The sequence below is a fragment of the Colwellia sp. C2M11 genome (genome assembly GCF_018860915.1).
Taxonomy (GTDB): Bacteria; Pseudomonadota; Gammaproteobacteria; order Enterobacterales; family Alteromonadaceae; genus Colwellia.
In genome coordinates this window covers 27139-41733 of record NZ_JAHKQD010000043.1, presented here as the reverse complement: position 1 = coordinate 41733, position 14595 = coordinate 27139, and the positions used below count along the sequence as shown (strand labels likewise).

Below are 14595 nucleotides of genomic sequence, written 5' to 3'. Positions count from 1 at the left end.
TAAACTTAAAGCGCTTACAAAAAATAACTTTAAAATAAAGCTCTTTATTTTAAAGCGCCTCTAAAGCTGTTTTTATTTAATATCAAGAACAATATTTCATTAAATATCTAATAAATTTATCATCTGGTGAAAGAAAACTCCTCCAAAACCTATCTTATGATTAGTTATTTATTTTTAAGGAAGGTTAAAATGTTTCTAGTTAAAAAGTCTGTTCCACTAATTACTTTTATTTTGTTATTTTTTAGTATTTCGGTTTTTGCATCAGGTGATGCTGTAAATACAGGGCATTTTAATAGTATTGCTATTAAAGGGTATGACACTGTTGCCTATTTTACTCAAAACAAGGCAGTTAAAGGTGATAAAAGTTTTCGAGTAAAATGGCATGATGCGTATTGGCATTTTTCAAGTCAAGAGAATAAGGAACTGTTTGAAGCAGATCCAGATAAATACGCCCCACAATATGGCGGCTGGTGTGCTGTAGCTATGTCAGATGAAGGCAATACGTCACCGATAGATCCAGAAGCGTTTGACATTTATGAAGGTAAGTTGTATTTAAACTATGATAAAACCGTCCAAGGTTTTTGGCTTGAAGATAAAATCAACTTTATTAACAAAGCTGATCATTTTTATCCAATAAAAACTAATGTTAACAACCTAATAAAACAAAGAATTGAAAAAAACAATAAACTTTAGTCTTATCAAAAGTTATTGAAAAATATTATCGTTAAGTTAGGTGAACCACAACGCTGATTTCTAAAATTCAAGTAAAAATAGTACGAAATTAATACCGTTAATCACCTATCTTATAAGTAGTTATTCATTTGTAAGGAAGATAAAGATGTATTTAGTTAAACGATCTATTCAAGCGGTTATGATGATGATCATTTTTTTCAGTTTTTCAGCTTTCGCCGTTGATGATGCGGTTAATACTGGACGCTTTAATAGTATTGCTATTGATGGTTACGATACCGTTGCTTATTTTACACAAAATAAAGCTGTAGAAGGTGATAAAGCCTTTAAAGTAAAATGGCGTAATGCTTACTGGTATTTTAACAGTAAAGAAAACAAAGCATTATTTGAATCTGAACCAGAGAAATATGCTCCACAATACGGTGGCTGGTGTGCTTACGCTATGGCTGATGAAGGAAGTACAGCTAGAATTGATCCTGAGGCTTTTCATATTTATGAAAATAAACTTTATTTAAACTACAGTAAAAGCATTAATAAAAAGTGGCTGAAAGATAAGTTAACTATGATTAAAGATGCTGATTATTATTACCCTTTAGAAACAGATGTAAATAGTTTTATTAAAAAGTAATAAGTTCACAAACAATAAACAAGTAGCCATTAATTCACATGGATATAATGGCTTTATTGCTAATTGCTTCACAGGCAGTTTTCTCAACTATAATTCAAGCATAATTTTCTCTCGTTAAACATCTAGGAGCTCACTCTCAGTGTTAATTATCCTAAGGTCATAGTTTTTTTAAAAGCCGCTGTTTGCCCTGCTTTACAAATTTCCTTGCTATATATTCACTAAACTAGCGAGACTCTTTTTACTATTATCGTTCTGTTTTATAATGTAATGACTCCCAAACACAATGAGAATCCTCTTGAAATTTATTACCTTGAACAAATCAATTTTAACTACCTCAGCATTGACAGCAACATTATTACTAAATGCTTGTGCTCTTACTGAACCAGCAAAGAACACTACATCTACTTTAAATGAAAGCGCAAGTAAAACGGTAAGTTTTGCTCCTAGAGCAGAAGATCAATACCTAAGCCAAGCACAAGCATTCAAACGTTCAGAACGTGTTTCTAATGTTAACTACAAACTTAACTTTAACCTAACGGGTGAAGAAAGCTTCTCTGCTAGTTCGACCATTAATTTTGATTTATCGAACAATAGCACCCCACTAACTGTCGATTTAAATGAAGCAAAAATTAGCAATTTAGTCATTAACGGTAAAGCAATGTCGAGTGAAAAATTACTCGAGAGCTATAACAATTGGTTTATTACCTTGCCAGCTAAAACCCTAAAGAAAGGACAAAATACAGTTACGGTCGAATTTACACGTAAACACAGTACCAATGGTGAAGGCTTACACCGCTTTAAAGATCCAGTAGACGGTAAGGTTTACCTTTATTCTCATTTTGAGCCTGCGGCCGCTCAACAAATGTTTGCCTTATTTGATCAGCCTGATTTGAAGGCGACTTTTGAATTAACCGTTTCTGCTCCAAACGATTGGACTGTTTTTTCAGCGACAAGAGAAGCGACAACAACACAACAAGGCGACATTACCCTTTGGCATTTCCCGAAGAGCCTAACGTTAAGTCCTTATAATTTTTCAATGCACGCTGGTCCGTATACCATGTGGCAAGATAATAGTGGTAAATACCCACTACGTTTATTTGCTCGCCAGTCTGTTGCTAAACAAATAACACCAAAGCATTGGTTTACCTACACCAAACAAGGTTTCGACTTCTTCGATAACTATTTTGGGATCAACTATCCCTTCAAAAAGTACGATCAAGTACTAGTGCCTGATTTTTTATACGGTGCAATGGAAAATTCAGCAGCAGTAACCTTTGCTGAAAAATCGTTTTTAACCAATGGTGAAATGAGCCAAAGCCGCCGAGAGCGACTAGCTAACGTGATAATGCATGAAATGGCACATCAATGGTTTGGTAATTTAGCCACGATGAAGTGGTGGAATGGCTTATGGTTAAATGAAAGTTTTGCTGCGTTTATGGCAACACTTGCGACAAGCGAAGCAACCGAGTTTGACAATGCTTGGCGTACTTTCTACGCTGGAGGTAAACAAAGTGCTTATCGCGCTGATCAACAAGTAACTACTCACCCTATTGAAGTGCCAGTACCGTCGACTGCCAATGCTTTTGACAATATTGATGCTATTACCTACTCAAAAGGTGCTTCGGTATTAAATCAATTACGTTATTTGCTAGGAGAAAAAACATTTCAACAAGGTATTCATAATTATTTAAAAGATAACGCTTATCAAAATGCTGTATTAGAGGATTTTCTCGATAGTTTAGCCAAAGCAAGTGGTAAAAACTTAACTCAATGGCAGCAGGACTGGCTATACCAAGCTGGCGTAAATACCATTGAAGCAAAATACCAGTGTGAACAAGGTAAAATATCTTCTTTTGAATTAATACAAACAGCAGATAAAAGTCAGCCAACATTACGCGAACAAAAGGTTCAGTTAGCGCTCTTTAAAACAACGAACCCGGGTTTTAGTTTAACGAAAAAAATATCGGTGATTTATCAAGGTAAAACAACTCATGTAAATGAATTAATTGGTGTTTCATGCCCCGATCTAATTTATCCTAATTATCAAGACTGGGCATTTGTAAAAGTTAATTTAGATAAACGCTCATTTGAAACAACTAAGCTTTATTTAGCTCAAATTATAGATCCTCTGTTGCGTTCAATGCTATGGCAAAGTTTATGGGATAGTGTTCGTGATGGTAAATTACCATTGAATGACTATCTAACAGTTGCACTGACCAATGCACCATTTGAACAAGATTACACCACGCTAGGGCAAGTATTAGGGCAAATATCCGCAGCGAAAGCTTACCTAAATAAAGGCTTAGGCAGTCAACACGATTATGTAAAAAATATCGCGTTAGAACTAGAAGATATCACTTGGCAAAGTACATTAGCTAACAGCGACGATAAAAACATGCAACGTCGTTGGTTTAGCAGCTATATAAATTTTGCTCACTCGAAAAATGCATTAGATAATTTATATAAATTATTAACGGGGCAATACTCACTAGAAAACTTAACCATCAATCAAGATATCCGTTGGAACATTATTGCGCAATTAAGCCGTTATCAATATAGTAAAGCTGATCAGTTGATTGCTAATGAGTTAACATTAGATAGCTCAGATACTGGTGAAAAATCTGCTTTGTATGCACGTGTTATTGCGCCAAATAGTCAAGTTAAAACTGACTGGCTAACTAAGATTCAACAAGAAGATAGTAAAATTGCTTTTTCTAAATTACGCACTGCTATGTCAGCACTTTATCCTAGTGAACAAAATAGCTTTAACGAACAAACTGCAGAACAACGTATTGGATCATTACGTAATATAGATGAAAAGAATGGCCCTGTTTTCATGCGTAGTTATAATCAGTTAATTCCCACAACGTGTAGCGAAGCTAGCGTTGCTCGTTTAAATAAAGCGGTAACTGAATTAACCAACCTGTCTTCAGGCACTAAAAGAAGTTTATTGATTAAACAGCAAGAAGATAAACGTTGTTTAATGATAAAAGATGCCATAAAGCTTTAAGCCAATTGTGTATTAATGCATTGCGCGTTAACCCAAGATTACGTTAACGCGCTATACTAATAGAGTGAACATTTAGCTTGTTTACTCTATTAGTCCCTATTTTATAAGTTGTCCGGAGTATATATTCATGAAAAAAACGACGTCGATAATACTCTACATGCTTATTTTTAATAGTATTATTGCCTGCACCAGTTTAACAAGCGAGGCATATCAAAATGCTCCTCAATGGGACTTTGATCATCAAGTTCAATTTATACAAACTGAATTAGCCGTAAATCGTTACCAACTTGAGATAATTCAAAATAATAAAGTAAAGTTTCAACAACTATCTGCACTTTTATTACGGAAAAGTTATTTAATCTGTGGTCGATATGACTATACGTTGACCATTATTAAAGGGATTGAAAGCTTTGACCATAAACGAGCTTCACCTAATTTAATTAGATCAAATTTAATTGCAACACTTGAGTGTCCACTCTCAACTCATTAGCCTTACCTATCTGAATATTATTTTTACTGTACGCTAGCTTGATAATTATTCTATTTTAGCTCATCAAAAGGCAAGGAAAACTCGTGTCAATCGCGATCCTATTACAAGTAAATTTAAGAATGAAGCCCGGAAAGTGGCAACTAGAGAAACATCTATTAAGCAATTCTACAGTTATTTAGTAAATATTATCTAACTCAGTGGAGCGATATAAGCGCTGTAGACGATACAAGTTTGATACTTAATCTACCTTGATAATAAACGCTATAAAATTATTTAAAGCTATATAAATTGAAAACAAAAAAAGGCTATTTAACCTATATAAGTTAAATAGCCTTCATAATTCATTTCACTTTTTTATGAAATATAAAACTAGCCTAGCTAGGGTCAACCACTTGAACTGGTACCGCTGGTACGTATTTAGTGCTCATTTCTTGCGTAGGAGGAGCAAAGCGAGTTAAATCGATACCTTCAACAGCTGCTTTATATTCTTCGATTGTAGGGAAGCGACCCAATACAGATGAAAGAACAACTAAAGGTGTTGAACCAAGTAATGATTCACCTTTCTTCTCTGCAGTATCAGCTACAACACGACCTTGGAATAAGCGAGTTGATGTTGCTAAAACTGTATCACCTGGTTCAGCTTTCTCTTGGTTACCCATACATAAGTTACAACCTGGACGTTCAAGATACATGATGTTTTCGTACTTAGTACGTGCAGCACCTTTAGGGTTTGCATCATCAAATTCGAAACCAGAGTACTTACGTAAAATATCCCAATCGCCTTCGGCTTTAAGTTCATCAACAATATTGTAAGTTGGTGGAGCTACAACTAATGGTGCTTTAAACTCTACTTTGCCATTTTGCTTCTCAATGTTACGCAACATTTGTGCGATGATTTGCATATCGCCTTTGTGAACCATACAAGAACCAACAAATGCTAAGTCAACAGGCTTACCGTTGTAGTATGAAACCGGACGAATAACATCATGAGTATAACGCTTAGACGCATCTTCGTTGTTTACATCAGGGTCAGCAACCATTGGTTGATCGATAACATCTAAATCAATAACAACTTCTGCGTAGTATTTAGCATTGTCATCAGGTGCTAATGCTGGGCTGGTACCTGATTTAACTTCTTCAATACGTTTGTCAGCTAATGCGATTAAGCCTTTCAATGTACCAGCTTCGTTTTCCATACCTTTATCAATCATGATTTGGATACGGCTCTTAGCAAGCTCAATTGACTGGATTAACGTTTCATCGTTTGAAATACAGATTGAAGCCTTCGCTTTCATTTCTGCAGACCAATCGGTAAATGTGAATGCTTGGTCAGCTAATAAAGTACCAATATGTACTTCGATTATGCGACCTTGGAATACGTTCTCACCACCAAATTGTTTAAGCATTTGTGCTTGCGTTGCATGTACAACATCACGGAAGTCCATGTGACCTTGCATAGCGCCTTTAAATGTTACTTTTACTGACTCTGGAATTGGCATCGCCGATTCACCGGTAGCAAGAGCAACAGCAACAGTACCTGAGTCGGCACCAAATGCTACGCCTTTAGACATACGCGTATGAGAGTCACCACCAATGATGATAGCGCGATCATCAACGGTAATATCATTCAATACTTTATGAATTACGTCAGTCATTGCGTGGTAAACACCTTTAGGGTCACGCGCGGTAATTAGACCAAACTTGTTCATAAAGCTCATTAGTTTAGGAATGTTTGCTTTAGCTTTGCTGTCCCATACTGAGGCAGTATGACAACCAGACTGATAAGCACCGTCAACTAACGGAGAAATAGTAGAAGCAGCCATCGCTTCTAGCTCTTGGCATGTCATAGGACCAGTAGTATCTTGCGAACCGACAATGTTTACTCTAACGCGAACATCTGAACCGGCGTGAAGATCTGTTTTAGAAAGAACACCAACAGCATTTCTGTTGAATATTTTTTCTACGGCAGTAAGGCCTTGGCCTTCATGTGAAATTTCTTTAGAAGCAGCATAAACAAGTTTAGTTGGTATGCCTAAAGCTTCAGATGCAAAAGTTTGTAATTTCTTACCAAATACAACAGCGTAAGAACCACCTGCTTTCATGAATTCCACTTTTTGTGGTGTGAAAGCTGAAGAGATATCTACTAACTCTTTATCACCGTTTAATAATTTCTTGGCTTTAGTATCAATTGTTAATACAGTACCTGTAGCAACCGAGTATGCTTCTTCTAAAACAGCATCGCCATTTTCGTCAACAACCGTATTACCATTTGCATCTACTTTCTTAACCCAGTTTTTAAGATCAAGACCAATACCACCAGTAACATCAACGGTAGTTAAGAAAATTGGAGAAATACCATTTGTTCCAGCAACTACAGGGGCAATGTTAATAAATGGCACATATGGACTTGCTTGTTCACCAGCCCAAAGTGCAACGTTATTCACACCAGACATACGTGAAGAACCAACACCCATAGTACCTTTCTCAGCAATAAGCATTACTTTGGCATTAGGATGCTTAGCTTGTAAAGCTTGAATTTCTTCTTGAGCTTCTGGCGTGATCATACATTTACCGTGTAACTCACGGTCTGCACGTGAATGTGCTTGGTTACCAGGAGAAAGTAAGTCAGTTGAGATATCACCTTCACCAGCAATATATGTTACTACTTCAATTTTTTCTGCGATATCAGGTAATTTTGTAAAGAATTCAGCGTTAGCGTAACTTTCTAGAATATCTTTAGCAACTGTGTTGCCTGCTTTATATGCAGCTTCAAGACGAGCTGTATCAGCATCGTATAAGAATACTTGTGTTTTTAATACTTCTGTAGCTGGCGTTGATAATGCAACATCATCACTTAATGCTAGGTCAAGTAGTACACCAATAGATGCGCCACCTTTCATGTGTGATAATAATTCGTAAGCAAATTCAGGTGTAATTTCTGGTACGATTTCTTCACCTAAGATAATTTTTTTCAAAAATGCAGCTTTTTCACCTGCAGCACTTGTTGTGCCAGGTAACGTGTTATAGATGAAGAAGTTAAGAGAGTCAGCGCGGTACTCATTTCCTTCATCTTTAATTTGTTCAATAATTTCAGCTAATAACTCAGCACCATCAATTGGTTTAGGCGCTAATCCTAGTTCCTTTTTACGACTTTCAATTTCTGCTATATATTCTAAGTACAGGCTCATTTGATACACTCTCTAGCTATGGGACGCTAATAACATTGTTATCAGCAAGATAAATATTTTGACTATTTTAGCATGTTTCTGACTCACTACTAATCACTTGGTTAAATAAGGATTATTCATGTAAGTTATAGGAGTTAGAAGTATTAGTTATAGTAGTTCTATTGTATTACCTACTACACGGCAATACACCTTTATAAGGATATCATAAATACTAAAGTACCCCATCGTCTATGTAAATCATCTACTTAAGCTAGTTATTTCAATATAACCCTAGAAAACTTATCAAACTAGGTATCAATATTATGCGTAATACTTTCTTCTACTGAACAGAAGATTTCCGACAATATTAAAAATAAAAAACAATACACTAGTATTATAGTCGTATAACAAAAAAAGAAATACAACATAAATCATTGATACTTAAGGACTATAAGCAAAATGAATTTCTATAATAACGTCACTGACTATTCATAAAAAAGAAAAAGTGTCGACAATATTGTATTATTAACACGAATTTTAATCTTAGATACTTAACAACTTGTCCTAAATTGGCTTTAAAGCAACTAAGTCATCCCTAAAGTGAGTAGTGTCTCCAATAAGAAGGTGGATATCATGCTTCAAGAATATCGTAATCATGTAGCAGAACGTGCTGCTGAAGGTTTAGTGCCTAAAGCCTTAAACGCTAAACAAACAGCGGCATTAATTGAGTTAATTAAAAGCCCACCAGCGGGTGAAGAAGACTTGTTAATTAATTTATTAACGAATCGTGTCCCAGCGGGAGTAGATGATGCAGCTTATATTAAAGCAGGATTTTTAGCCGCAATAACTAAAGGAGAAGTAAATTCACCTATTTTAACACCTGAAAAAGCTACAGAATTATTAGGCACCATGTTAGGCGGTTATAATATTCAACCAATGATTGATTTATTAGAATCAGAAACCTTATCAGCTTTGGCAGCAAACGGCTTATCACATACTTTATTAATGTTTGATGCTTTTCATGATGTACAAGAAAAAGCCGCTGCAGGTAATACTGCTGCTAAGCAAGTGATGGAATCTTGGGCAAATGCAGAGTGGTTTACTTCCAAAAAAGCTGTGGCTAAAAAAATTACAGTGAAAGTATTCAAGGTTACCGGTGAAACAAATACCGACGACTTGTCGCCGGCACCGGATGCTTGGTCTCGCCCTGATATCCCACTACACGCAAAAGCCATGCTTAAAATTGCGCGTGAAGGAATAACACCTGATGAAGAGGGTGTTATTGGCCCAATTACTCAACTGGAAGCACTACAACAAGACGGTATTCCATTAGCCTATGTTGGTGATGTTGTTGGTACAGGCTCTTCACGTAAATCAGCAACAAACTCTGTATTATGGTTTATGGGAGATGATATCCCCTATATTCCCAATAAACGTAGTGGTGGTGTATGCCTAGGCGGTAAAATAGCCCCTATTTTTTATAATACCATGGAAGACTCAGGCGCTTTACCTATTGAATTAGATGTTCAAAGAATGAATATGGGAGATATTATTGATATTTATCCATATGAAGGGGTTGTAAAAAATGCTGCTGGGGAAGTTATTTCAGAATTCGAACTGAGTCCAGTATTATTTGACGAAGTTCGTGCTGGTGGTCGTATTCCATTAATAATAGGTCGTGGCTTAACGGGCCGTGCTCGAGAAGCATTGGGCCTTGAAGCAACAAACTTATTTGCTACGCCTATTGCACCAGAAGCGTCAGCTAAGGGTTTTACCCTAGCCCAAAAAATGGTTGGTAAAGCTTGTAATGTAGCAGGTGTTCGCGCAGGCCAATACTGTGAGCCGAAAATGACCACTGTTGGCTCGCAAGATACCACTGGGCCCATGACACGTGATGAACTAAAAGACTTAGCTTGTTTAGGCTTTTCGGCTGATTTAACAATGCAATCTTTTTGTCACACCTCAGCTTATCCTAAACCTGTAGATGTGATGACTCATCATACATTACCCGACTTTATGATGAACCGTGGCGGCGTATCACTTCGCCCAGGCGATGGAATTATTCATTCATGGTTAAATAGAATGTTATTACCTGACACCGTTGGTACTGGCGGTGATTCACATACACGATTCCCGTTAGGAATTTCCTTCCCTGCTGGCTCTGGATTGGTTGCTTTTGCCGCCGCAACCGGCGTTATGCCACTTGATATGCCAGAATCAGTCTTAGTACGCTTTACTGGTGAAATGCAGCCTGGAATTACCTTACGTGATTTGGTACATGCGATCCCTTACTACGGCATTAAAAATGGTTTATTAACGGTTGAAAAAGCAGGCAAAGTTAATGAATTTTCTGGACGCATATTAGAAATTGAAGGATTGAAAGGTTTAACTATTGAGCAAATGTTTGAATTATCTGACGCTTCTGCGGAGCGATCAGCTGCAGGCTGTGCCATCAAAGTTGAAGAAGATGCTGTTGCTGAATATTTGAAATCCAATATTGTTATGCTTAAATGGATGATCAGTGAAGGCTATGGTGATGTTCGTACCATCACTCGTCGAATAACAGCGATGGAAGAATGGTTAGCAACCCCTTCACTGATGGAAGCGGATGCAGACGCTGAGTATGCTCATATTCTTGAAATCGATCTAACTGAGATTAAAGAGCCTATTGTTTGTTGCCCTAACGATCCTGATGATGCAAAATTATTGTCAGACGTTCAAGGAACACATATCGATGAAGTATTTATCGGTTCGTGTATGACTAACATTGGTCACTTTCGAGCTGCCGGCAAGCTAATTGATAAATTTAACGGTACACTACCAACACGCTTATGGGTTGCTCCTCCAACGAAGATGGATAGAGATCAATTAACAGCAGAAGGTTACTATAATATTTATGGTAGATCGGGGGCACGAATAGAAACGCCAGGTTGTTCATTGTGTATGGGTAACCAAGCCCGTGTTAAAGAGAAATCAACAGTATTGTCTACCTCTACGCGTAATTTCCCTAATCGTCTAGGTAATGGTGCAAAGGTGTATTTAACCTCTGCTGAATTAGCCGGAGTTGGTGCTATTTTAGGTAAATTACCTACGCCAGCTGAGTATATGGAGTATGCCTTACAAATTGACGCAACGGCTGCAGACACTTATCGTTATTTAAACTTCCATAAAATGGAGCAATATACCAAGAAAGCCGATACCGTTATATTAAAAGTTGACGCTTAATTAGCAATTGCAATTGTACTATTAAAAGTAAGCGCCCATTGGTCACTCACCTCAATGGGCGTTTTAAGTTATATCACCTTAATCCTACTAATTCCCTTTGCTATCATTTCACTTTAAGCAGCGTGCAACTGCAATAAACCAAACTTACAGTTAAACTAACACCAAACACAAGAGAAAATAGACTTGTCTATTCACCTCCTGTTAGAATATGCCACCCAAATATCAGCGACATAATATTTTGGGTCAATCTTTCAATCTATAGCACTGGATTTACGTTCCAGCTAGTTCAATGGAGTACATATGAGTTCATCAGATAAAGCGTTTTCGAGCCCTGTTACCGTAAAAAAAACCTCATCCACAATTACTATTTGTGCATTATACAAATTCGTTCGTTTAGACGCATTTGAAGCGTTACGCGAACCATTATCACAAAAAATGACCAGTGTTGATGTTAAAGGCACCTTGTTATTAGCCGCAGAAGGCATTAATGGCACAATTGCAGGACCACAAGCTGGTATTGATACAGTATTAGCTTTCCTTGGTGAACAGCCAGGTTTAGATAATATCTCTCATAAAGAATCTTACAGTGAGGAAAACCCTTTTCATCGTACAAAAGTAAAGTTGAAAAAAGAAATTGTCACTATGGGGGTTGAAGGAATAGACCCAAACCAAGTAGTAGGTACTTACGTTAAACCAAAAGATTGGAATGCATTAATTTCTGATCCAGAAGTTTTATTGGTAGATACCCGTAATGATTACGAAGTAGAAATTGGCACGTTTAAAGGCGCAGTTAACCCAAACACTGAAACCTTCCGGGAATTTCCTGAATACGTCGAAAAAAACCTTGATAAAAATAAGCATAAGAAAGTAGCCATGTACTGTACTGGTGGTATTCGTTGTGAAAAGTCGACAGCTTATTTAAAAGAACAAGGCTTTGAAGAGGTTTATCATCTTGAAGGCGGTATTTTAAAGTACCTTGAAGAAGTACCTAGCACTGAAACAATGTGGGAAGGTGAGTGTTTTGTATTTGACGGTCGTGTTGCTGTTAATCATGATTTAGAGCAAGGCCAATATGATCAATGTTTTGCCTGTCGTTTTCCGTTAACAGAAGATGAAAAACAAAGTAAGCATTATGTAAAGGGTGTAAGCTGTCACCGTTGTTATGATAAAGTAACGGACGAACAACGCAATCGTTATGCGGAACGTCAACGTCAAATATCATTAGCCGAAGCCCGTGGTGAAAGCCATATCGGTGGTGATATACAAGCTATAATTGAAGAGCGTCGTCAAGCAAAAGCAAATAAAAAACAAGCACAATCTAAGAAATAAAATAAGACATACGCTCATCAGTAATAGAAGAATCTAGCCTCATCCTTTGAGGCTTTTAGTTTGAATAGCTCTCCTCTTCTAAATATTCAAAAAAACCTTACTTGGATAATGACTCTAACTTCTTTTCAAGTTCTTCTAGTTTTTTGTAAATAGCAAGATTTTGTACATATATATCTGCATTTTGTTTTCTTAATTCTCTGTTTTTAATACTCGTATCGGCAAAGCCAAGTAGTTTGTTAGCAAAGATAGCACCTACTCCCCCCAATATACCCACACCTAAAACAAACATAATGAAAACTGCGGCTCGTCCAATAAAAGTTATTGGATACACATCCCCAAAGCCAATCGTGGTAGAAGACATTAACATCAACCAAAATGCATCAGCATAGGTTTTTACTGGCGAGCCAACAACACTTGTTTCAGCTAAAAATGCAACATATCCCAAGCTAATATTTAACAGACAGAAAACAATAAAGGAAAGAGAGCCTATTACTCCATAGTTATAATTTTTAATACCAAACTCGTCCACTTTATACAGTTGGCTTTTTTCCATAGCACTTTGCAATACAATCATAATTCACTCTATTTTTTTCGTTGGCTTGCTGTTTTCATTAGAATATTATTTATTGTGCCATTGGCAATTAATTTTTGTAATTCTTTTGATAAAGGCTCTTCATAGTCTTTAATCTTTGAATGTTTGGAGATAGCAATATAAGCGTTTAGCGCGACATCATATTGATAATCTGCTAGCGCAAACTTTTCTTGAATATCTGCTAAAAATGAAAATGCTAAAATAGAATTCTCGCGGTCAATAAACGCATCAATCCTTCCATGTAAGAGCATTTGAATTAACTGCTTATGAGAGGTTAATTCAACTTTGGTTATCGAGTTACTTTTATCGAAAGCATCAAAATAACGAGCGCCTCTAAGGGTACCGACAATTAATTTATTGAGATCATCAAAACTTGTTATGCTAATCTCTCTAGAAGCTAAGGTGAAAAAACGCAGCGGTTCACGTTGCGTCATATAAGCTGGATGAAGGAAAATTAAGTCGACCTCTCGCTCGGGTAGCTTCTTAACAGATAAAATCATATCAGCTTCTCCTTGCTGAACCATACTCAAACAACGAGCAAAAGGACAATGAATAAAAGTCGGTTTCAAGTTAATCGACTCGGCCAATAGAGTCGATATTTCTATACTTGTACCAACAAATTCATTATCAACAACTTCTGAAAAAGGAAGCCCTTGCACAGTTGCTATTTTGATTTCTTTTTTATCTGCTAACGCCCAGGCGCTATAAAACAATAAAAATACAAGTAATCGAGGAAGGCATTTCATAATTATTCTAAAGCAATAAAGAGACTCGTATTTATGATTATAACCTATACATTAAATAAGACACCTTAAATAGTTTATAGCCTCGATTGCTTTGAATATAGCGCTGTAATACTCTTATAGCTATTCTATGACTTATTTATATCAAAGGAATACTATGCCTTTTATTAATCTAATTTTTATCATATTGAGTTTTATTACGTTTTTTAGTACCAATGTGCTAGCAAAAGATATTCCTATCTATCGTTGGGTTGATGAAAACAATGTTGTTCATTTTAGCCAAAGCCAACCTAAAGATGATAATTACACTGAACTAACGACAAACTCCTCTTATCAAGCAAAAGAAATAGCACCAAAGCATAATCAGCAAAACGCCACAATGAATGAGCAATTAAGCCAATTTGAAAAAAAGAAAGAAGAAGTCTTGGCTAACAACAAGAAAATAGCCGAGCAAAATTGCCAATCAGCACGGCTCAATGAAAAGATGCTCACTTCACTAGGCACAGTAATGATAGTCGACACTAATGGCAAAAATAAAACGTTGTCTGATAAAGACAAGAAAGCACAACTTGCACTAAGTAAAGAAAATATAAGCTTGTACTGTAAGCCCGATAGCATACAAGAATAGGTAGCCTTAACTAGGGTAAAATGCGTAAGCGTTAAATCTTCCCTGGTTAAAAACACATTGAGCCTGTAACCAAAGAGATTACAGGCTCAATAC

10 protein-coding genes are annotated in these 14595 nt (G+C 36.6%); 7 read left to right on the top strand and 3 right to left on the bottom strand.

The features are described 5' to 3' along the window. The first annotated feature begins 189 nt into the window (after positions 1-189). The 4 genes from KO509_RS11625 to KO509_RS11610 all read left to right on the top strand — a co-directional run bounded on the left by KO509_RS11625 (position 190) and on the right by KO509_RS11610 (position 4818). Entirely contained in the window at positions 190-693 is a 504-nt protein-coding gene (locus KO509_RS11625; protein ID WP_215973441.1) for a YHS domain-containing (seleno)protein, read from the top strand. Between the two features lie 145 nt (positions 694-838). Beyond that, the gene (locus KO509_RS11620; RefSeq protein WP_354668416.1) at positions 839-1318 is read left to right on the top strand and encodes a YHS domain-containing (seleno)protein; all 480 of its coding nucleotides are present in this window, start codon (positions 839-841) and stop codon (positions 1316-1318) included. Positions 1319-1613: 295 nt separating this feature from the next. Beyond that, positions 1614-4328, top strand: coding sequence for an aminopeptidase N (pepN, locus tag KO509_RS11615; protein WP_252727527.1), 2715 nt, complete (start codon positions 1614-1616; stop codon positions 4326-4328). A gap of 127 nt (positions 4329-4455) precedes the next feature. After that, positions 4456-4818: a hypothetical protein gene (locus tag KO509_RS11610; protein WP_215973439.1), complete on the top strand. Its 363-nt coding sequence runs from the start codon at positions 4456-4458 to the stop codon at positions 4816-4818. A gap of 374 nt (positions 4819-5192) precedes the next feature. Here KO509_RS11610 and KO509_RS11605 read toward each other — a convergent pair whose 3' ends face one another. Further along, the gene (locus KO509_RS11605) at positions 5193-8006 is read right to left on the bottom strand and encodes a bifunctional aconitate hydratase 2/2-methylisocitrate dehydratase (RefSeq protein ID WP_215973438.1); all 2814 of its coding nucleotides are present in this window, start codon (positions 8004-8006) and stop codon (positions 5193-5195) included. A gap of 612 nt (positions 8007-8618) precedes the next feature. Between KO509_RS11605 and acnB the strand changes: the two genes are divergently transcribed. Together acnB and KO509_RS11595 are read left to right on the top strand one after the other, a co-directional pair. After that, on the top strand, positions 8619-11210 hold the full coding sequence (acnB, locus tag KO509_RS11600; RefSeq protein ID WP_215973437.1) for a bifunctional aconitate hydratase 2/2-methylisocitrate dehydratase: 2592 nt from the start codon (positions 8619-8621) through the stop codon (positions 11208-11210). 300 nt (positions 11211-11510) lie between these two features. Next, the gene (locus KO509_RS11595; protein WP_252727525.1) at positions 11511-12539 is read left to right on the top strand and encodes a rhodanese-related sulfurtransferase; all 1029 of its coding nucleotides are present in this window, start codon (positions 11511-11513) and stop codon (positions 12537-12539) included. 97 nt (positions 12540-12636) lie between these two features. Here KO509_RS11595 and KO509_RS11590 read toward each other — a convergent pair whose 3' ends face one another. Both KO509_RS11590 and KO509_RS11585 read right to left on the bottom strand, forming a co-directional pair. Continuing rightward, entirely contained in the window at positions 12637-13113 is a 477-nt protein-coding gene (locus tag KO509_RS11590) for an ion channel (protein WP_215973436.1), read from the bottom strand. 8 nt (positions 13114-13121) lie between these two features. Next, positions 13122-13877: a transporter substrate-binding domain-containing protein gene (locus tag KO509_RS11585; RefSeq protein WP_215973435.1), complete on the bottom strand. Its 756-nt coding sequence runs from the start codon at positions 13875-13877 to the stop codon at positions 13122-13124. Between the two features lie 154 nt (positions 13878-14031). Here KO509_RS11585 and KO509_RS11580 point away from each other — a divergent pair, with 154 nt between their 5' ends. Beyond that, positions 14032-14502: a DUF4124 domain-containing protein gene (locus KO509_RS11580; protein WP_215973434.1), complete on the top strand. Its 471-nt coding sequence runs from the start codon at positions 14032-14034 to the stop codon at positions 14500-14502. The last annotated feature ends 93 nt before the right edge of the window (positions 14503-14595 follow it).